Annotated in this window: 17 protein-coding genes and 1 riboswitch; of the genes, 11 read left to right on the forward strand and 6 right to left on the reverse strand. The window is 73.6% G+C overall.

Annotation, left to right across the window (positions count from 1 at the left end; translation table 11 throughout):
• Positions 1-38 precede the first annotated feature (38 nt).
• Complete coding sequence (locus tag ACIQ8J_RS00305; RefSeq protein WP_403263371.1) at positions 39-1,637, reverse strand: ABC-F family ATP-binding cassette domain-containing protein; 1,599 nt, start codon at positions 1,635-1,637, stop codon at positions 39-41.
• Between the two features lie 95 nt (positions 1,638-1,732).
• Positions 1,733-2,431, reverse strand: a complete 699-nt coding sequence (locus ACIQ8J_RS00310) for a hypothetical protein (protein ID WP_403263372.1) — start codon at positions 2,429-2,431, stop codon at positions 1,733-1,735.
• Positions 2,432-2,557: 126 nt separating this feature from the next.
• Between ACIQ8J_RS00310 and ACIQ8J_RS00315 the strand changes: the two genes are divergently transcribed.
• Together ACIQ8J_RS00315 and ACIQ8J_RS00320 are read left to right on the forward strand one after the other, a co-directional pair.
• A complete protein-coding gene (locus tag ACIQ8J_RS00315) occupies positions 2,558-3,451 on the forward strand; it encodes a neutral zinc metallopeptidase (protein WP_403263373.1) in 894 nt (297 codons plus the stop codon).
• 90 nt (positions 3,452-3,541) lie between these two features.
• Positions 3,542-3,931, forward strand: coding sequence for a VOC family protein (locus tag ACIQ8J_RS00320; protein ID WP_403263374.1), 390 nt, complete (start codon positions 3,542-3,544; stop codon positions 3,929-3,931).
• 161 nt (positions 3,932-4,092) lie between these two features.
• Here ACIQ8J_RS00320 and ACIQ8J_RS00325 read toward each other — a convergent pair whose 3' ends face one another.
• The 3 genes from ACIQ8J_RS00325 to ACIQ8J_RS00335 form a co-directional block, all read right to left on the reverse strand.
• Positions 4,093-5,400 (reverse strand): hypothetical protein, encoded by a 1,308-nt coding sequence (locus ACIQ8J_RS00325; protein WP_403263375.1) that lies wholly within the window; start codon positions 5,398-5,400, stop codon positions 4,093-4,095.
• A gap of 333 nt (positions 5,401-5,733) precedes the next feature.
• Positions 5,734-6,861, reverse strand: coding sequence for an alpha/beta hydrolase (locus tag ACIQ8J_RS00330; protein WP_403263376.1), 1,128 nt, complete (start codon positions 6,859-6,861; stop codon positions 5,734-5,736).
• Positions 6,862-6,983: 122 nt separating this feature from the next.
• Positions 6,984-7,634 (reverse strand): class II aldolase/adducin family protein, encoded by a 651-nt coding sequence (locus tag ACIQ8J_RS00335; protein WP_403263377.1) that lies wholly within the window; start codon positions 7,632-7,634, stop codon positions 6,984-6,986.
• A 118-nt stretch (positions 7,635-7,752) separates the two neighbouring features.
• On the opposite strand from ACIQ8J_RS00335, the gene ACIQ8J_RS00340 reads away from it, so the two are divergent.
• From ACIQ8J_RS00340 to ACIQ8J_RS00375, 8 genes are all read left to right on the forward strand, one after another.
• Positions 7,753-8,523: a lysozyme gene (locus ACIQ8J_RS00340; protein WP_403263378.1), complete on the forward strand. Its 771-nt coding sequence runs from the start codon at positions 7,753-7,755 to the stop codon at positions 8,521-8,523.
• A gap of 133 nt (positions 8,524-8,656) precedes the next feature.
• Entirely contained in the window at positions 8,657-9,919 is a 1,263-nt protein-coding gene (locus tag ACIQ8J_RS00345; protein ID WP_403263379.1) for an anion permease, read from the forward strand.
• Positions 9,920-9,942: 23 nt separating this feature from the next.
• Positions 9,943-10,164 carry a hypothetical protein gene (locus ACIQ8J_RS00350; protein ID WP_403263380.1) on the forward strand — a complete coding sequence of 74 codons (222 nt, stop codon included), beginning with the start codon at positions 9,943-9,945 and terminating at the stop codon, positions 10,162-10,164.
• Positions 10,165-10,263: 99 nt separating this feature from the next.
• A riboswitch (cobalamin riboswitch) is annotated at positions 10,264-10,405 on the forward strand.
• Positions 10,406-10,501: 96 nt separating this feature from the next.
• The gene (locus ACIQ8J_RS00355) at positions 10,502-11,458 is read left to right on the forward strand and encodes a cobalamin biosynthesis protein (protein ID WP_403263381.1); all 957 of its coding nucleotides are present in this window, start codon (positions 10,502-10,504) and stop codon (positions 11,456-11,458) included.
• Complete coding sequence (locus ACIQ8J_RS00360) at positions 11,440-12,945, forward strand: cobyric acid synthase (RefSeq protein WP_403263382.1); 1,506 nt, start codon at positions 11,440-11,442, stop codon at positions 12,943-12,945. The genes ACIQ8J_RS00355 and ACIQ8J_RS00360 overlap by 19 nt, the downstream gene beginning before the upstream one ends.
• A gap of 91 nt (positions 12,946-13,036) precedes the next feature.
• Complete coding sequence (locus tag ACIQ8J_RS00365) at positions 13,037-15,064, forward strand: putative cobaltochelatase (protein ID WP_403263383.1); 2,028 nt, start codon at positions 13,037-13,039, stop codon at positions 15,062-15,064.
• Positions 15,064-15,672 (forward strand): cob(I)yrinic acid a,c-diamide adenosyltransferase, encoded by a 609-nt coding sequence (gene cobO, locus ACIQ8J_RS00370; protein ID WP_403263384.1) that lies wholly within the window; start codon positions 15,064-15,066, stop codon positions 15,670-15,672. Before ACIQ8J_RS00365 ends, cobO begins: the two co-directional genes overlap by 1 nt.
• Complete coding sequence (locus ACIQ8J_RS00375) at positions 15,666-17,060, forward strand: cobyrinate a,c-diamide synthase (protein ID WP_403263385.1); 1,395 nt, start codon at positions 15,666-15,668, stop codon at positions 17,058-17,060. Before cobO ends, ACIQ8J_RS00375 begins: the two co-directional genes overlap by 7 nt.
• Positions 17,061-17,065: 5 nt before the next feature.
• On the opposite strand, the gene ACIQ8J_RS00380 is transcribed toward ACIQ8J_RS00375, so the two are convergent.
• Positions 17,066-17,788: a ZIP family metal transporter gene (locus ACIQ8J_RS00380; RefSeq protein WP_403263386.1), complete on the reverse strand. Its 723-nt coding sequence runs from the start codon at positions 17,786-17,788 to the stop codon at positions 17,066-17,068.
• 88 nt (positions 17,789-17,876) lie between these two features.
• Between ACIQ8J_RS00380 and cobC the strand changes: the two genes are divergently transcribed.
• Complete coding sequence (gene cobC, locus ACIQ8J_RS00385; RefSeq protein ID WP_403265124.1) at positions 17,877-19,463, forward strand: Rv2231c family pyridoxal phosphate-dependent protein CobC; 1,587 nt, start codon at positions 17,877-17,879, stop codon at positions 19,461-19,463.
• Positions 19,464-19,532 lie beyond the last annotated feature (69 nt).

Below are 19,532 nucleotides of genomic sequence, written 5' to 3' on the forward strand. Positions count from 1 at the left end.
ATGGATCATGCACGGATCCCGCCGCCGGGGGCCTCGGATCAGGCGAGCGCGACGAGATCCGCGTAGTCGGGACCCCACAGGTCCTCGACGCCGTCCGGAAGCAGGATGATCCGCTCCGGCTGGAGCGCCTCGACCGCGCCCTCGTCGTGGGTGACCAGCACGACGGCGCCCTTGTACGTGCGCAGCGCGCCCAGGATCTCCTCGCGGCTGGCCGGGTCGAGGTTGTTGGTGGGCTCGTCGAGCAGCAGGACGTTGGCGGAGGAGACGACGAGGGTGGCAAGCGCGAGGCGGGTCTTCTCGCCGCCGGACAGGACTCCGGCCGGCTTGTCCACGTCGTCGCCGGAGAAGAGGAACGAACCGAGCGTCTTGCGCACCTCTACGAGGTCCAGGTCCGGGGCGGAGGAGCGCATGTTCTCCAGGACCGTGCGCTCCGGGTCGAGCGTCTCGTGCTCCTGTGCGTAGTAGCCCATCTTCAGGCCGTGGCCCGGGGTGACCTCGCCGGTGTCCGGGTTCTCGGCCCCGGCGAGCAGCCGCAGCAGCGTCGTCTTGCCGGCACCGTTCAGACCGAGGATGACGACCCGCGAGCCCTTGTCGATGGCCAGGTCGACATCGGTGAAGATCTCCAGGGAGCCGTACGACTTCGACAGGCCCTCGGCGGTCAGCGGGGTCTTGCCGCAGGGCGCCGGGTCGGGGAAGCGCAGCTTGGCGACCTTGTCGGAGACGCGTACCGCCTCCAGGCCGGACAGCAGGCGCTCGGCGCGCTTGGCCATGTTCTGCGCGGCGACGGTCTTGGTGGCCTTGGCGCGCATCTTGTCGGCCTGCGAGTTGAGGGCGGCGGCCTTCTTCTCGGCGTTCTGGCGCTCGCGCTTGCGGCGCTTCTCGTCGGCCTCGCGCTGCTGCTGGTAGAGCTTCCAGCCCATGTTGTAGATGTCGATCTGGGCTCGGTTGGCGTCCAGGTAGAAGACCTTGTTGACGACCGTCTCGACCAGGTCGACGTCGTGGGAGATCACGATGAAGCCGCCGCGGTACGTCTTGAGGTAGTCCCGCAGCCAGACGATGGAGTCGGCGTCGAGGTGGTTGGTCGGCTCGTCCAGGAGCAGGGTGTCGGCGTCCGAGAAGAGGATCCGGGCGAGCTCGATGCGGCGGCGCTGACCGCCGGAGAGGGTGTGCAGCGGCTGGCCGAGCACCCGGTCGGGCAGGCCGAGCGCGGCGGCGATGGTGGCGGCCTCGGCCTCGGCGGCGTACCCGCCCTTGGTGAGGAACTCGGTCTCCAGGCGCTCGTACTTCTTCATCGCCTTCTCGCGCGTGGCGCCCTTGCCGTTCGCCATGCGGTCCTCGTTCTCGCGCATCTTGCGCAGGACTTCGTCGAGGCCGCGGGCGGACAGGACGCGGTCGCGGGCGAGCACGTCGAGGTCGCCGGTGCGCGGGTCCTGCGGCAGATAGCCGACCTCGCCCGAGCGGGTGATGGCGCCGGCGGCCGGGACGCCCTCGCCGGCCAGGCACTTGGTGAGGGTGGTCTTGCCCGCTCCGTTGCGGCCGACCAGGCCGATGCGGTCGCCCTTGGCGACGCGGAAGGAAGCGGACTCGATGAGGATTCGGGCGCCGGCGCGCAGCTCGATGCCGGTGGCGGTGATCACGGAAAGACTCCAGGGCGGTATGGACGGCGGACGGGACGGGGGTCGCGGAGGTCGACGCCGTCTAATGCACAAGGAGAATTGCCATGGAGCCAATTCTAACTGGGCCGCGCAACCCGATTTCCGCCGCCGTCCGTGCGCCGCTGACCAGGGAGTTCGTTACCGAGCGGGGTACGGTCCGGGGTGATCGGGCCGAAGGTGTCGACGGCGGTCGGCCGCCGGCTCCCGGGTCCCCGTTCCCGGCAGGGCTGCGCGACGAGCAGCGCCCCGCCGGAGTGAGCGGTGTGCCCGGGGTCGAAGGTGCAGCCCTCGCGGGCGGACAGCAGCCAGCGCAGATCGCCGTCGGCGGCGCGGAAGGCGGTGATCCGCTCGGGCGTCACGACGGCGAGCATGCGGGCGCCGGGATCCAGCGGCTGGAACACGCCCGAGGCACGGCCGGGCCGTCCGGTCAGCCAGGCGCCGAGGCCGGGCACCGCGCGGTGCCAGCGCACCCAGCCCGGCCCGGTGTCGGTGATCATGCCGTCGGCCCAGAGGGTGAAGGTGTGGCCGGGCGCGCGACGCAGGGCGAGCGGGACGCTGCCTCGTCTCGCGTAGGTCCAGTGCCGGGCGCCGGTGCGGCGGTCGTACGCCTCGACGGCCGCGCCCCGGATCCGTACCGCCACGGGACCGGCCGGGCGTGCGGAGAAGCTGTCGAAGCGGTCGCCGTAAGGGGTTTGGCGGGTGTGCTGGGCCGCGGTGACCAGCGGCAGAGCGAGTACGGCGGCGACTGCGGTCAGCGCGAGGCGGGTCCGGTCCATGACGCGCAGAGCGTATCGGCCGACGTAACAAAACGGGCGTAGCGCAATGAACTGATCGATACTCGGGGAGACATTCGGTGGGCTGCCGCGCACGCCGGCCCCGGTGGAGCAGAGGGTGGTGCGCCCATGCAGTTCGACGACGACGCCGATCTGGACACATCCGAGGTCAAGGATGTGCGCGGCAGCCGGATCCCGGGCGGCCGGGCCACCGTGGGCGGCGGGCTCGTCGCCTTCGTGGCCCTGCTGCTCGGGCTGTTCTTCGGGGTGGGTCCGGAGGAACTCGGCCTCTCGTCGGGCGGCACCACACCGGCGGCCAGCTCCTCGTCCCAGGCGCAGGTGTCGCAGAGCTGCAAGCGGGGCTCGGACGCCAACACCAAGGAGGACTGCCGGATCGTCGCGGTGGTCAACAGCGTGCAGGACTACTGGAGCCAGGAGTTCCCGAAGCGGGGCGGCCGGTACTCCCCCGCCCAGACCGTCTTCTTCACCAACCGTGTCAACACCGCGTGCGGCGCGGCGAGTTCGGCGGTCGGCCCCTTCTACTGTCCGGGCGACCGGCAGGTCTATCTCGACCTGGGATTCTTCAACGAGCTGCGGACCAAGTTCGGCTCCAGCGGCGGCCCCTTCGCGCAGGCGTACGTGGTGGCGCACGAGTACGGGCATCACATCCAGAACCTGATGGGCACCCTGCAGAAGGCGCAGGACGGTCAGCAGGGCGCCAACAGCAACGCGGTGAAGGTGGAGTTGCAGGCCGACTGCTACGCCGGGATCTGGGCGCACCACGCGACGACGACTCCCGACCGGTCCACGGGCCGCCCGCTCATCTCCCAGCTGACCAGTCAGGACATCAAGGACGGCCTGGACGCGGCGGCCGCGGTCGGCGACGACCGGATCCAGGAGAAGTTCCAGGGCCGGGTCACCCCGGAGACCTGGACGCACGGCTCGGCCCAGCAGCGCCAGCAGTGGTTCTACACCGGCTATCAGAGCGGCGACATGGCCCGTTGCAACACCTTCGCGCGGTGAATTCCGGCGGCAGGAGGCGTTGTCAGTGCCGGGTGCCACACTGAGATCCAGGTCACAGTCAGCGGCTTGGACCCGGAAGGAATGATCGGCATGAGCATGTATCCGACGATTCTCTACAGCGACGCGAAAGCGGCGATCCGCCAGCTCAAGGACGCCTTCGGCTTCACCGAGGTGTGCGCGTACGAGGGGGAGGACGGCACCGTGATGCACGCCGAGCTGTCCTATGGGACCGGCATGGTGATGCTGGGCTCCAAGGGCCGCGAGGGCCTCTTCGCCCGGACGATGGCGGACGCGGGCCCGGCCGGGGTGTACGTGGTGGTGAGCGATGTGGACGCCCACCACAAGCGCGCCGCGGAGCAGGGCGTGGAAATCCTGATGGAGCCGACGGACCAGGACTACGGCTCGCGGGACTACATGGCGAGAGACGCGGAGGGCAATGTGTGGAGCTTCGGCACGTATGCGCCGGGCGGGGCGGAGTGAGGGGGTAGCGGGCGGCGGGCCCTTCGCCGACCTGCTTGGCACCGCTCGGCTCCGGGCCCGATCACGCCGACCGGGCTGACTCCCGACTAAGCGCCAACTGGCCGACGGGAAAGGGGAGTTGGCACATCGCCCGCGGCGCCCCGGGGCGGATGGGGGCGCCGCTACACGGAACCGTTGTGGACCTGGAAGGCCGCGCGGCGGACCGCCTTGGCCAGGGCCGGGTCGGGGTGCGCCGCGGCGAGGGCGACCAGGACCTGCACCGTGCGGGGATGTCCGACGGCCCGTACCTCGGCGAGCAGCGCGGGCACCGTGCCCTGCACCGCCGAATCGAGGTGGCGTACGAGCAGTTCGCTCTCGCCGTGGTCGGCCACGGCGGCGGCCGTGTCGACCCACAGCCAGGTGGACTCCTCCCGGGTGAGGACCCCCAGCGCGTCCTCCGGATCGCCGCCCTCGTACTCGGCGAGCCAGAGCAGGGCGTAGGGGCGCAGGGAGGTCTCCGTCGCGGCGGCGCGCACTCCGGGCTCGGCGGGTGCCCCCACCGCGCGCAGCGCCTCGAAAGCGAGTCCGCGCAGCAGGGCGTCGTCGCCGCGTGCGGTGTCGAGGAGCTCGGTGACGGCACTGCCGACGGTGCGCGCGGCGATCCAGGCGCGGTACTCGGCGCGGGCCGGGCCCGGGGTGAGACCGGCGCAGCCGCGCAGCATGTCCTCGGCGGACTGCTCGATGTTCCCGGCCGGGCTCTGCGCGGCGACGCAGATCTGCTCCAGCTTGACCCAGACCGCCCAGTTGCCGAGCGGGGTCAGGGTGGCCTGGCCCTCGCCGAGGGTGAGCGCGCCGACGGCGGCGAGGCCGGCCAGGGCCCAGTCGAGGAGGTGCGGAAGCAGCGGCGGCAGGGCTGTGAGGTCGGGCTCGGGGCGGTAGGGAACCTCGCAGCGCTCCTCGCGGAGTTCGGCGACCCGCTGCCCGAGCAGGTCGAGCAGGGCCGGGACCAGCACGGGGCCGGCCGAGAGCTGAAGGAGGGAGAGCACCTGGGGCACGGCCTCGACGACCTCGGCCACGGCGGTGGGGGCGATGTCGTCCGGGGCGGGATGGACGATGGACCACGCGTCGAACAGGGCGACCCAGCCGCGCAGTACGGCCGCGTCGTCGCGGTCCCAGGCGCGCAGCCGCCAGCCCGGACGCACGGTGTCGCCGTGCAGCTCGACCAGGCCCGCGAGCCGGGCGCGGTCCCAGGCGGCCCGCACCTGAGCGGCCGTCAGGCCGAGAGCGGCGGCGGCCCGCTCGGCGACCGCGGCCGGGAGCGGCCCCGGCCGGCCGGGGCCGGGGGCGGCGCCGCGGGCGCGCTCGGCGTCGGTCCAGCGGGCGACGCGTACGGCGTCGGCGAGCACCGCCCTGGCCTGGCGGGCCAGTTCGCCGGCGGCTGGGGTGCCCGCGGGTGGCCGGGGCGCCGGCCTGGTACGCCGGTCGGTCACGGCCCTGCGAGCGGTGGCAAGAGGTCGGGCTTCCCTCGGCTGCGGAGCGCGGACAAGCCGCAGTCTGGAGTCGCGCGGCAACTTCTCTTCAGGCTTCCGGGAGGTCACGGATGCAGTCTTCCCGCTGACGGCCCGAAAGCCCAAACGGAATCGGCCACGCCTGCCGTCCGCGGGACGGCGGGGACCGCTGGGATCCGGGGGCGGGGCCCCGAGTGATCGCCGTCCGCCGGCGGCCCGCGAGCCCGGCCGGAATCGACCGGCCGGCCTCGCCCGGCGGTGGGACCCGCCGTGCCCGGAACGGCGGGCCGGTCCGATGTCGTGGCGGAGGGCGCGTCACATGAGGGGGGTCAGGAAGCGGCGCAGGGTTTCTTCGTAGCGGGCCGGGTCGGCGTTCCACATCGAGGCGTGGGGGGCGTGCGGGACCGTGTGCAGGGTGATCAGTTCCGGGCGGCGGTCGGCCAGTTCGCGGGACGGGCCCCACGGGGCGAGCGTGTCGTCGGGGCCGTGGAAGAGCAGCGTCGGGACGCGCAGCGCCTGGGGGTCGACGGCTTCCTGGAGGCGGTCGCCGTGGATGCCGGTGCGGCCCTGGGCGGCGCGGACGGCGAGCGGCAGCAGCGCGCCCGGGGTGCGGCGGGCCGCGGCCAGGGCGCGCAGGGTGAACTCCCAGTCCAGCACCGGCGAGTCGAGGACGATGCCCCTGATGCGGTCGCGCAGCGGGGAGTTGGCGGCGGCGTGCAGGGCCATCGTGGCGCCGGTGGACCAGCCGTGCAGGATGACGCGCTGCGCCCCGGACCGCGTGGCGAAGCGGATCGCGGCGTCGAGGTCGCGCCATTCGGAGTCGCCGAGGTGGCCGAGGCCGTCCGGGGAACGGGGCGCGCCCTCGTCACCGCGGTAGGCGAGGTCGAGCACGGGCAGCTGCTGGCGGTGCAGGAACTCCATGATGTTCAGGGGGTGTTCGCGCGTGGTGCCCAGGCCGTGCGCGGTGATCACCCAGGTGGTGCGGGGGCCGGGGACCAACCAGGCGGGCAGCGAGCCGAGTTCGGCCGGGATCTCGACGTCGCGGTAGGAGAGGCCGAGCGCGGTTTCAGGGGTGCCTCGGTGCACCTGGGGCGTGAGCCGCACCCGGTCGCCCGGCGTGACGGCGCCCTGGGTGACCCGCTCCAGTCGGCGTACCACCGTGTCGGCGGTGTGCGGCTCGCCGTCGAGTACATCGCCGACGACCGCGTGGAGTCCCTCGCCTTCCAGGCCGTACGTCCCCGGGCGCAGCGCCGCGAGCGAGCGGGTCAGGGTGATCCGGCCGGGGGCCGTGGCGTGCACGGTCAGCCGGGGGTCGGTGGGCAGTGGGCGGCCCGGCGGCGGCCTGAGGGCGGCGTCGCTGGCGTACCGACCGGCGACGAACGCTGCCGCACCGACGCCGATGAGTGTGGTGACGGCCGCTGCCGTCTTCGTAGCGGGGCGCACAGTTCCAGTCTCGGCCCGGGTCGGCCCGGGTGCCAGCGGGCGGGACCGCAGGAGGCGGCGGCGCGGCGGGACCCGGCCATGATCCGCCGGACACCCCTGCCCCGGCCATGGCCCGCCACGCCCTAGGGCTGGCCGTAGCCGCGCAGCCGGTCGGCGGCCTCGTCGAGCTGGGCGGGGCTGAGCAGGGACGGGGTGCGGCCGGGCAGGGCGGAGGCGGTGAGCCAGAGCCGGCACATCCACTCCAGCTGGGCGGTGCGGTCGTAGGCCTGGGCGAGACCGGTTCCGTAAGTGACGGTTCCGTGGTTCTGGAGGAGGCATCCGGTGCGGCCCGCGAGCGCGCGCAGCATGTTCTCGGCCAGTTCCTCGCTGCCGTACAGGGCGTACGGGGCGACCCGCACCGCGCCGCCGAGGGCGGCCGCCATGTAGTGGACCAGCGGCAGTTCGGGCACGAGGGTGGACACGGCCGTGGCGTGCACGGCGTGGGTGTGGACGACGGCGCGGGCGTCGGTGTTCCGGTACACGGCCAAGTGCATCGGGATCTCGCTGGTGGGCCGGAGCGCGCCCATGACCTGGCGGCCTTCGAGGTCGACGGCGACGGTGTCGGCGGGGCCCAGCCGGTCGTAGGGGACGCCGGTCGGGGTGACGAGGACCAGGTCGCCGACGCGTACCGACACATTGCCCGAGGTGCCGACGACCAGTCCTTCCGCGGCGGTCCTGCGCGCGGTGTCGATCAGTTCGGCCCAGGCCGCGGCGGTCGCCGCCTCGTCACTCATGCGGCTGATCCTGCCAGGCCGGTTGCGGCCGGGGCACGGCGGCAGAACGGCGTTCTTCCACTAGCCTCTGGGCATTTGTTCCGTAAATCAGGCTGTACACCGGGATTCTGGGGGATCCATGGCTCGCGATCGCAACCCGGTTCGACGCGGCGTACGGGCACTGCTCGCGGCGTCGCTCGCCGCCCTTGCCGCGGGCTCGCTCGCGCTCACCGCGCTGCCCGGCGCGTCCGCCGCGGGCAAACCGCTCGGCCACGATGTCTCCTCGCACCAGAAGAACGTCGACTGGGGCTCCGCGAAGGACCGGGGCGCCTCGTTCGTCTATGTCAAGGCGACCGAGTCCACGACGTACCGCAATCCCTACTTCGGGCAGCAGTACGACGGTGCCCGCCAAGCGGGTCTGGTCCGGGGCGCCTACCACTTCGCGGTGCCCGACCAGTCCTCCGGCCGGACGCAGGCCGCGTACTTCGTGCGGAACGGGGGCGGCTGGCGGCGCGACGGCCGGACGCTGCCGCCCGCGCTCGACCTGGAGCACAACCCGTACGGCAAGGACGCCAAGGGCGGCAGCAGCGACAAGTGCTACGGGCTGAGCCCGGCCGCGATGACCGACTGGATCACGGGGTTCAGCGACGAGGTGCGGCTGCGCACCGGCCGCCGTCCGGTGATCTACACGACCGCCCGCTGGTGGAACGACTGCACCGGCGGCAGCCGGGCCTTCGCCGCGACCCACGCCCTGTGGCTCGCCCGGTACGCCGCGTCGCCGGGCGCGCTGCCGGCCGGCTGGTCGTACTGGACGTTCTGGCAGTACGCCAACGGCAGCGGGAGCCTGCCGGGTGACCAGAATCTCTTCAATGGGACTTTTGCGCAGCTGGAGCGGCTCGCGGCGGGCTGAGGCGAGGTTCCCGCTGGGCCGAGGGGGTTGGAAAGCGGCCACATACACCGCCACGCCCGCCTCAGTTCACCTTCCGTTCATCCAGGTTACTTACGTTCGTCCAGCCACTGACGTCGAACGATTGCCTGGGTAAATGGAACACATGACACTGCTGCTCGCGATCGTGATCGCGACAGCTCTCGTGTTCGATTTCACGAACGGTTTCCACGACACCGCCAACGCGATGGCCACCACCATCTCGACCGGCGCCCTGAAGCCCAAGACGGCGGTCGCCATGTCCGCCGCGCTCAACCTGGTCGGCGCGTTCCTGTCAGTGGAGGTCGCCAAGACGATCTCCGGCGGGATCATCGACGAAAAAGGCATCAGAACCGAGGTGATCTTCGCGGCGCTGGTCGGCGCCATCCTCTGGAACCTGGTGACCTGGCTGCTCGGACTGCCCTCCAGCTCCTCGCACGCGCTGTTCGGCGGCCTCATCGGCGCCGCGGTCATGTCGGCCGGCTGGTCCTCGGTCAACGGCTCGACGGTCGTCACCAAGGTGCTGCTCCCCGCCGTCGCCGCCCCGATCGTCGCGGGCATCGCCTCGATGCTGGCCACCCGGCTCACGTACCGGATCAACCGGAACACCGACGAGAAGGCCACCGCCAAGGGCTACCGTGCGGGCCAGATCGCCTCCGCCGGCCTCGTCTCGCTCGCCCACGGCACCAACGACGCCCAGAAGACGATGGGCATCATCACCCTCGCCCTGGTCGCCAGTGGTGTGCTGCACCCGGGTGCGAACCCCCCGATGTGGGTCATCGTCTCGGCCGGCCTCGCCATCGCGCTGGGCACCTACCTCGGCGGCTGGCGCATCATCCGCACCATGGGCAAGGGGCTGACCGAGCTCAGGCCGCCGCAGGGCTTCGCCGCCCAGACCGGCGCCGCCGCGGTCATCCTGACCTCCTCGCACCTCGGCTTCTCGCTCTCCACCACCCAGGTCTGCACCGGCTCGGTCATGGGCGCGGGCCTCGGCCGCAAGGGCGGTGTGGTCCGCTGGTCCACCGCCACCCGCATGGTCGTCGCCTGGTGTCTGACGCTGCCGGCGGCCGGACTGGTCGGCGCGGGAGCGGAGTTCCTCACCCGGCAGGGCGCCTGGGGCATCGCCGCCGTCGCGGTGCTCCTGATCGCCGGTTCGGGCGTCATCTGGTCGCTCTCGCGCCGCCAGCCCGTCGACCACACCAACGTCACCGCCGACGCGCCCGCCGAAGCGGCCGAGCCCGCCGGTGTCATCACCACCGCGATCGCCGCGGTCACCCCGCCGCCGACCGGCGTCGCCGCCGCGGCCACCGACCTCAAGGCCACGATCCAGGCCCCGGCCCCGGTGACCCCCGCCGACCCGCCCCGCCCGGCGACGGTCTGACCAGGTACAGGTAAGGAATCCCCATGCACATCGACTGGGCGGCCCTCGGCTCCGTCTTCGGCGTCAGCCTCGTGGTGACCGTCGGCCTGGTGGGCCTGTTCACCCTCGGCATCGTCGGCCTCACCAAGCAGGAGGCCGCGGCCTCCGGCTCCGGCAACGCGGCCCTGGCCCGCACCGGCGCGTACGCCTGCTTCGCGCTCTGCGCGGCGGCCGTCGGCTACGGGATCTACTTGATCGTCGGCTGACCCGCACCGCACTCGTGAACCGCCCTCCGGCCCCGCCGGGGGGCGGTTCGCTGTGTGTCTCGGCACACTCTCGCGCCGCAGGTCAACAGCAAGTTGACGGGTGTTCTCGCAGCGTGGTGGACTGCACCGGCCAGCTACGGCGGCAGAAGAGGAAGCCGGTGCGAATCCGGCGCGGTCCCGCCACTGTCACCGGGGAGCGATCCCCGCGAGCCAGGAACTCTCACCGCCGGTCACGTCGAACCAGGGCGCGGACACCCTGAGTGAGGACATACCGCCATGCGCGCCTGCCTGTTGAGACATACCGCAGTTCCACGCGACGGCCTGGCGGGCTGAGCCCGTGCGGGCCGATCGCAGCTTCGCGTACGGCGCCACGGCCGGACTCCTCGGCGACCTCCTGCTCGGCGATCCGCGCCGAGGGCATCCGGTCGCCGCGTTCGGGCGGGCGGCCGGCGCCGTCGAGCGCGTGCTGTGGCGCGACCACCGCGGGTGGGGCGCGCTGCACACCGTCGTGTGCGCGGGCGGCGCCGCGGGCGCCGCGGCCCTGCTTTCCCGCGCCGTACGAGGCCGTCCCGCCGCGGCCGCCGCGCTGACCGCCGCCGCCACCTGGACGGTGGTGGGCGGCACTTCGCTGGGCCGCGAGGCGCGGGCCATCGGCGGCGCGCTGGCCGCGGGCGATGTGGAGGTGGCCCGGGAGCGGCTGCCGCACCTGTGCGGGCGCGACCCGCAGTACCTGGACGCCGACCAGATCGCCCGTGCCGTCGTCGAGTCGGTGGCCGAGAACACCTCGGACGCGGTCGTCGGCGCCCTGGTGTGGGGCGCGCTGGCCGGAGTGCCGGGGCTCGTGGGCTTCCGGGCGGTCAACACGCTGGACGCGATGGTCGGGCACAAATCGGCCAAGTACCGCAGATACGGCTGGGCTTCGGCGCGCCTGGACGATGTGGCGGGCTGGCCGGGGGCCCGGCTCACCGCCGTCCTCGCGGCGCTCGCGGGCCCGGACAAGAAGGGTGCGGTGCGGGCCTGGCGCGCCGATGCCGGCCGGCACCCGAGCCCCAACGCGGGCCCGGTCGAGGCCTCGTTCGCGGGGGCCCTCGGCGTACGTCTGGGCGGCACGCTCTCCTACGGAGGGCGCGTCGAGCACCGGCCGGTCCTGAACGCATCCGGGCGGGCCGTCGAAGTCGCGGACATCGAGCGGGCGGTACGGCTCTCGCGCCGGGTGGGCTGGCTGACGCTGGCCACCGCCGTCGCCACGAGGGCCGCTGTGAGGAAGGGACGTACATGGGTGGCGGGCTGCTGATCGCGGGCACGACCTCCGACGCGGGCAAGAGCGTCGTCACGGCCGGGATCTGCCGCTGGCTGGTGCGCCAGGGCGTCAAGGTCGCGCCCTTCAAGGGGCAGAACATGTCGCTGAACTCGTTCGTCACGCGCGGGGGCGCGGAGATCGGGCGGGCGCAGGCCATGCAGGCGCAGGCGGCGCGCGTGGAGCCGACCGCGCTCATGAACCCGGTGCTGCTCAAGCCGGGGAGCGACCGGTCGAGCCAGGTCGTCCTCATGGGCAAGCCGGTGGGCGAGTTGAGCGCCCGCGGCTACCACGGGGGCCGCCAGCAGGCGTTGCTCGGCACCGTCCTGGAGTGCCTGGAGGAGCTGCGGGGCACATATGACGCCGTGATCTGCGAGGGGGCGGGCAGTCCGGCCGAGATCAATCTGCGGCGCACCGACATCGTCAACATGGGCATCGCGCGGGCCGCGCGGCTGCCCGTGGTCGTGGTCGGCGACATCGACCGGGGCGGGGTGTTCGCCTCGTTCTTCGGGACGACGGCGCTGCTGAGCCCCGAGGACCAGGCGCTGATCGCCGGGTACGTCGTCAACAAGTTCCGGGGCGATGTGTCGCTGCTTGAGCCCGGCATCGAGATGCTGCGCGGCCTCACCGGCCGGCACACCTACGGGATCCTGCCGTACGCCCACGGCCTCGGCATCGACGAGGAGGACGGCCTGAGCGTGTCGATGCGCGGAGCGGTGCGCGAATCGGTCGTCGCGCCGCCGGTCGGCGAGGACGTGCTGCGCATCGCCGTCTGCGCGGTGCCGCTGATGTCCAACTTCACGGACGTCGACGCGCTCGCGGCCGAGCCCGGTGTGGTCGTCCGCTTCGTGGACCGGCCCGAGGAACTCACCGACGCGGACCTGGTGGTGGTGCCGGGAACGCGCGGCACGGTCCGCGCGTTGGAGTGGCTGAGGGAGCGGGGGCTCGCGGAAGAGCTGGTGCGCAGGGCTGCCGAGGGGCGCCCGGTGCTCGGGATCTGCGGTGGCTTCCAGCTGCTCGGCGAGCACATCGAGGACGAGGTCGAGTCACGGGCGGGCTCGGTGCCCGGTCTCGGACTGCTGCCCGTGCGGGTTCGGTTCGCCGCCGAGAAGACGCTCGCCAGGCCCGTCGGCGAGGCCCTCGGCGAGCAGGTGGAGGGGTACGAGATCCACCACGGCGTCGCCCAAGTCCTGGGCGGGGAAGCCTTTTTGGATGGTTGCCGGGTGGGCGCGGTCTGGGGCACGCACTGGCACGGCTCGCTGGAGAGCGACGGCTTCCGGCGCCGCTTCCTGGAACAGGTCGCGCGGGCCGCGGGCCGCCGTTTCGTGCCCGCCCCCGACACGTCGTTCGGCGCGCTGCGCGAAGAGCAGCTGGACCGGCTCGGCGACCTGATCGAAGAGCACGCGGACACCGACGCGCTGCTGCGCCTGATCGAGCAGGGCCCGCCCGCCGGGCTGCCGTTCATCCCGCCGGGGGCACCGTGAACGCGCCCCGCACAGCCGACGACAGCCCGCCGCACACCCTGCCCGGCCCCGCCGGCAGCGATCGACCGCCCCTCGAAGGAGTGATCAGCACATGAGCACCCGGTATCCGTTCACCGCCGTCGTCGGCATGGACGACCTGCGCCTTGCGCTGCTCCTGAACGCCGTCAGCCCGGCCGTGGGCGGTGTCCTCGTCCGGGGCGAGAAGGGCACCGCGAAGAGCACGGCCGTCCGGGCCCTCGCGGATCTGCTGCCCGAGGTGGCGGTGGTGGCGGGCTGCCGCTTCAGCTGCGACCCCGCCGCGCCCGACGCGCGGTGCCCGGACGGGCCGCACGAGGCCGGGCCGGGTGCCGCCCGCGCCGCGCGCATGGTCGAGCTCCCGGTGGGCGCATCGGAGGACCGCCTGGTGGGCGCCCTCGACATCGAGCGCGCCCTCGGCGAGGGCGTGAAGGCCTTCGAGCCGGGCCTGCTCGCGGACGCCCACCGCGGCATCCTGTACGTGGACGAGGTCAACCTCCTGCACGACCACCTCATCGACCTCCTGCTCGACGCCGCCGCCATGGGGTCCTCGTACGTCGAGCGCGAGGGCGTCTCCGTGCGGCACGCCGCGCGGTTCCTGCTCGTGGGGACGATGAACCCCGAAGAGGGCGAGCTGCGGCCGCAGTTGCTCGACCGGTTCGGGCTGACCGTCGAGGTCGCGGCGTCCCGGGAGCCCGGACAGCGCGTGGAGGTCGTGCGGCGCCGGCTCGCCTACGACGACGACCCGGCCGCGTTCGCCGCGCGCTGGGCCGACGAGGAGGGCGCGCTGCGGGCCCGGATCGTGGCGGCTCGCGAACTCCTGCCCTCCGTCGTGCTCGGGGACGCGGTACTGCTGCAGATCGCCGCCACCTGCGCGGCGTTCGAGGTGGACGGGATGCGCGCCGACATCGTCATGGCGCGGACGGCGACCGCGCTGGCCGCCTGGGACGGGCGTACGGACGTGACGTCCGAGGACGTGCGGCAGGCCGCGCTGCTCGCGCTGCCGCACCGGCGCAGGCGAAACCCCTTCGACGCGCCGGGACTCGACCAGGACAAGCTCGACGAGACCCTGGAACAGTTCAGGGACGAGACCGAGGGTGACGACGATCCGGACCCGGGCCCCGAGGGGCCGGGCGGTCCCGGCGGGGGCGGTGGCATCCCGCCGCAGGGCGACTCCCCCGAGAACCCGGCCGAGGCCCCGGAGACCGCGGCGGCCTCCGACGCGCCGGAGACGGCCGGCTCCCCCGCCCCCGGTGGCCCCGGCGAGCGGGCCGCGGTGAAGGCCGCCGAGCCGTTCCGTACGAAGATGCTGAGCGTGCCCGGTCTCGGCGAGGGCGCGGCGGGCCGCCGCTCGCGGGCCCGTACCGACCACGGCCGGACGACCGGTTCGCGGCGGCCCCAAGGGGCGCTCACCAAGCTGCACTTGGCGGCGACCGTGCAGGCCGCGGCCCCCCACCAGCGGGCGCGCGGCCGGTCGGGCCGCGGCCTCGTGGTGCGGCGGGACGATCTGCGCCAGGCCACCCGCGAGGGCCGCGAGGGCAACCTGGTGCTGTTCGTGGTGGACGCGTCCGGGTCGATGGCGGCCCGGCAGCGGATGAGCGCGGTCAAGGGCGCGGTGCTCTCGCTGCTGCTCGACGCCTATCAGCGGCGCGACAAGGTCGGTCTGATCACCTTCCGCGGCAAGGACGCCGAGGTGGCGCTGCCGCCCACCTCGTCGGTGGACGCGGCGGCGGCCCGGCTCGAATCGCTGCCCACCGGCGGCCGCACCCCGCTCGCGGCCGGGCTCCTGAAGGCCCATGACGTGCTGCGCGTGGAGCGGCTGCGCGACCCGTCGCGGCGGCCGCTGCTCGTGGTCGTCACCGACGGCCGGGCGACCGGCGGCCCCGAGCCGGTGGCGCTCGGCGCGCGGGCCGCCCGGCTGCACGCCGCCGAGGGCACCGCGTCCGTGGTCGTGGACTGCGAGTCGGGATTGGTGCGGCTCGGGCTCGCCGGGGAGCTGGCGCGCGAGCTCGGCGGGAGCGCGGTCACGCTGGACGAGCTGCGGGCGGATTCCATCGCCGGTCTCGTCAAGGACGTACAGGGAACTTCGAGGAGGGCCGCTTAATGCCGCAGGGACAGGTCAGTGTCGTACCCGAGGACGGTCTGACGACGCGTCAGCGGCGCAACCGGCCGCTGGTCATGGTGCACACGGGCGTCGGCAAGGGGAAGTCGACGGCCGCGTTCGGGATGGCGCTGCGCGCCTGGAACCAGGGCTGGCCGGTCGGGGTGTTCCAGTTCGTGAAGTCGGCGAAGTGGAAGGTCGGCGAGGAGAACGCGCTGAAGGTGCTCGGGGCGTCCGGCGAGGGCGGCCGGGTGGACTGGCACAAGATGGGCGAGGGCTGGTCCTGGATCCAACGGGAGCCCGCCGACGGCGAGCCCAGCCACGAGGACAAGGCCCGCGAGGGCTGGGAGCAGGTCAAGCGCGACCTGGCGGCCGAGACCTACAAGTTCTACGTGCTCGACGAGTTCGCCTATCTGCTGCACTGGGGCTGGGTCGACGTGGCGGAGGTGGTCTCCGTGCTGCGGGACCGCCCCGGCACCCAGCACGTGGTCATCACGGGCCGCAACGCGCCGCAGCACCTGGTGGACTTCGCGGACCTGGTGACGGACATGTCCAAGGTCAAGCATCCGATGGACGCCGGGCAGAAGGGCCAGCGGGGCATCGAGTGGTAGCACGTCTCGTCATCGCCGCCCCGTCGTCGGGCAGCGGGAAGACCACCGTCGCGACGGGGCTCATGGCCGCGTTCGCGCAGTCCGGGCTCGCGGTGTCGCCGCACAAGGTGGGCCCGGACTACATCGACCCCGGATACCACTCGCTGGCGACCGGCCGCCCCGGCCGGAACCTGGACGCGTACATGTGCGGCCCCGACCTGGTGGCCCCGCTGTTCGCGCACGGCGCGCTCGGCTGCGACCTCGCCGTGGTCGAAGGGGTGATGGGCCTCTACGACGGCGCGAGCGGACTCGGTGAACTCGCCTCCACCGCGCAGGTGTCGAAGCTCCTGCGCGCCCCGGTCGTCCTCGTCGTGGACGCCTCGTCGCAGTCCCGCTCGGTGGCGGCGCTGGTGCACGGCTTCGCGTCCTGGGACCCGCAGGTGCGGATCGGGGGCGTGATCCTCAACAAGGTGGGCTCGGACCGGCACGAGGCGCTGCTGCGGGAGGCGATGGAGGACGTGGGGGTGCCGGTACTCGGCGCCCTGCGCCGCGCTCCCCAGGTGGACACCCCGTCCCGCCATCTGGGCCTGGTCCCGGTGGCGGAACGCCGCACGGACGCCCTGGCCGCGGTGTCGGCGATGGCCGCACAGGTACGGGCGGGCTGCGACCTGGAGGCCCTGCTCGCCCTGGCCCGCAGCGCACCGCGGCTGACAGCGCAGGCATGGTCCGCCGACGACGCCCTGGCCGGCGGAAAGCCGGCCGCGTGTGAGGAGCGGGGGCCCGGGGGCAGCGCCACCAGCGACCCCGGCAGGCCGGTGATCGCGGTGGCCGGAGGCCCCGCCTTCACGTTCTCGTACGCCGAACACGCGGAACTTCTCCGAGCCGCCGGCGCAGACGTGGCCGTCTTCGACCCGCTCAAGGACGAGCAACTCCCGCCCGACACCGCGGGGTTGGTCATCGGCGGCGGCTTCCCCGAGATGTACGCCGCCGAGCTCTCCGCGAACGAACCCCTCCGCAAGGCCGTCACGGAGCTGGCGCTGGGCGGCGCCCCCGTGGCCGCCGAGTGCGCCGGGCTGCTCTACCTCGCGAGGTCCCTGGACGGGCAGCCCATGTGCGGCGTGCTCGACGCCGACGCGCGGATGTCGGGCCGCCTCACCCTCGGGTACCGCGAGGCCGTGGCGGTGCAGGACAACAGCCTGGCCGCGGCCGGAACCCGGCTGCGCGGCCACGAGTTCCACCGCACCGTCATCGAGCCGGGCGCGGGCACCACCCCCGCCTGGGGTCTGGTGCATCCGGAGCGCCGGGTCGAGGGCTTCGTGCTGCGGGGTGTGCACGCGAGCTATCTGCACACGCACTGGGCGGCCCGCCCCGAGGTGGCCCGCCGCTTCGCCGGGGGCTGCGCGGGATGACACGCTCAGCCCGCGATGCCCACCACCAGCCAGATGAACCCCACGCCCGCGACGGTGCACAGCAGTGTCGACAGGGCGGGGTGCTCGTGGTGGGCCTCGGGGAGGATCTCGGCGGCGGCCAGATAGAGGAGCACGCCGCCGAAGAAGCCCAGATAGCTGCCGAGCAGCTGCTCCGAAAGGGTGAAGAGCAGCGTGGACGCGGCCCCCGCCATCGGGGCCAGCGCATCGGCGACCAGCATCGCCACCGCCTTGCGCTTCTCGTTCCCGTACAGGCTGGTGATCGTGTACGTGTTGAAGCCGTCGGCGAAGTCGTGGGTGATCACGGCGAGGGCCACGGCGGCGCCCATGCCGCCGCCCACCTGGAAGGCCGCGCCGATCGCGATGCCGTCCATCAGGCTGTGCCCGACCATCGCGGACGCGGCCGTGAGGCCCACCTGCGGAACCCTTTCGTCGCCCGCTCCGTGGGCGGCCTGGCGGACCGCGAGCACCCGCTCCACGACATGCGCGAAGAGGAAGCCGCCGACGAACAGAAGCAGCGCCCGCGGCACTCCGAACACGTCCTCGCCGGCCGCGTTCAGGGCCTCCGGCAGCAGGTCGAGCCCGACCACGCCGAGCATCAGACCGCCCGCGAGCCCGAGCACGAGGTGGCGCCGGTCGGTGACCCGCTGGGCGGTCCAGCCGCCCACCAGGGTCATCAGGAACGCGCCGAGCGCGACGATTACCGCCATGCGCCCTTGCTAACCGACCCGGCCCGTACTCCGCATGTCCACGCTCCGTCCCGCCGCCGCCCCCGAGCGGTCCGAGAGGAACCCCGCCATGGCCGACGACGCCACCCGCGGCAAGGCCGCCCTCGCCCCGCAGGACGCCGGGGCCCGTCTCGTCGTGGGGGTCGGCGCCTCGACGGGTGTCTGTGCCGAGGAGGTGCTGGACCTGATCGAGGCCGCGCTCACGCAGGCGGGTCTCGCCGGGTTCGCGGTCGCCGAGCTGGCCACCGTGGAGGGCAGAGCGCGGGAGCCGGGGATCGTCGGGGCCGCGGCGGAGCTCGGGGTGCCGGTCGTCTCGTACGCCGTCGAGGAGCTCGCGGCGGTCCGGGTGCCGCACGGGTCGGACGCGGTACTGGCCGCCGTCGGAACCCGTTCCGTGGCGGAGGCCGCCGCGCTGGCCGGGGGCGGCGAACTGCTCGTCCCCAAGCGGAAGTCGAACCCCGGTGGCCGGGCCGCGATGGCGACCTGCGCGATCGCGAGACGCCGTTCGGTCGCCCTTCGGGGCTCCGGGACCCCCACCAGCAGCGAGGAAGCCATGCCCATACCCGCGACCGAGGCCCCGCACGATCCGCGGCACCACCAAGGCCCCGAGGCGCACCACGATCTGCGCCACCACGGCGACGCCGAAGTCCGGGACGACGGCGTCGAGTTGACCGATCTGGCGGTCAACGTCCGCACGGGCACTCCCCCGGTCTGGCTGCGGGAGCGGATCGCCGAGTCGCTGACCGGCCTGGCCGCCTATCCGGACGGCCGGGCGGCCCGCGCGGCGGTGGCGGCGCGGCACGGGCTCGACGTGGAGCGGGTGCTCCTCACGGCGGGCGCCGCGGAGGCCTTCGTCCTGCTGGCCCGCGCTCTGACGTTCCGTCACCCGGTCGTGGTGCACCCGCAGTTCACCGAGCCCGAGGCCGCTCTGCGCGATGCCGGGCACGAGGTGCGGCGGGTGCTGCTGCGGGCCGAGGACGGCTTCCGGCTGGACCCGGCGTCCGTCCCGGCGGAGGCGGACCTGGTGGTGGTCGGCAATCCGACGAACCCCACCTCCGTACTGCATCCCGCGAGCACGCTGGCCCAACTCGCTCGCCCCGGGCGGACGTTGGTGGTGGACGAGGCGTTCATGGACGCGGTGCCCGGCGAGCGCGAGGCTCTCGCGGGCCGGACGGACCTCCCCGGGCTTGTGGTGCTGCGCAGCCTGACCAAGACCTGGGGGCTCGCCGGGCTGCGGATCGGTTACGTACTGGCCGACCCCGGGACGGTCGCCGCGCTCCAGCGGGCCCAGCCGCTGTGGCCGGTGTCGACCCCGGCACTGGTCGCGGCGGGTGCCTGTGTGGAGCCCCGCGCGCTGGCGGAGGCCGAGGCGGCCGCGGCGCGGATCGCCGGGGACCGGGCCCATCTCCTGGCGCGTCTCGGGGAGTTCGAGGAGGTGCTGGCGGTGGAACCGGCCGAGGGCCCCTTCGTCCTCATCCGCGTCGAAGGCGCGGCGGAGGTCAGGCAGCGGCTGCGCGGCCTCGGCTTCGCGGTCCGGCGCGGCGACACGTTCCCGGGCCTCGGGCCGGAGTGGCTGCGCCTCGCGGTACGCGACCGCCCCACCACCAACCGCTTCCTCCAGGCCCTCGACCGGGCGCTGGCCCGCGACAAGCACTGAGGAGCGCGGTGGACGGGCGGCGCGCATCCCTCGCACCGCCCGCCCCGCCCCCTCCGGCACCACGCCCTG

This window comes from Streptomyces sp. NPDC094147 (assembly GCF_044764265.1).
GTDB lineage: Bacteria > Actinomycetota > Actinomycetes > Streptomycetales > Streptomycetaceae > Streptomyces.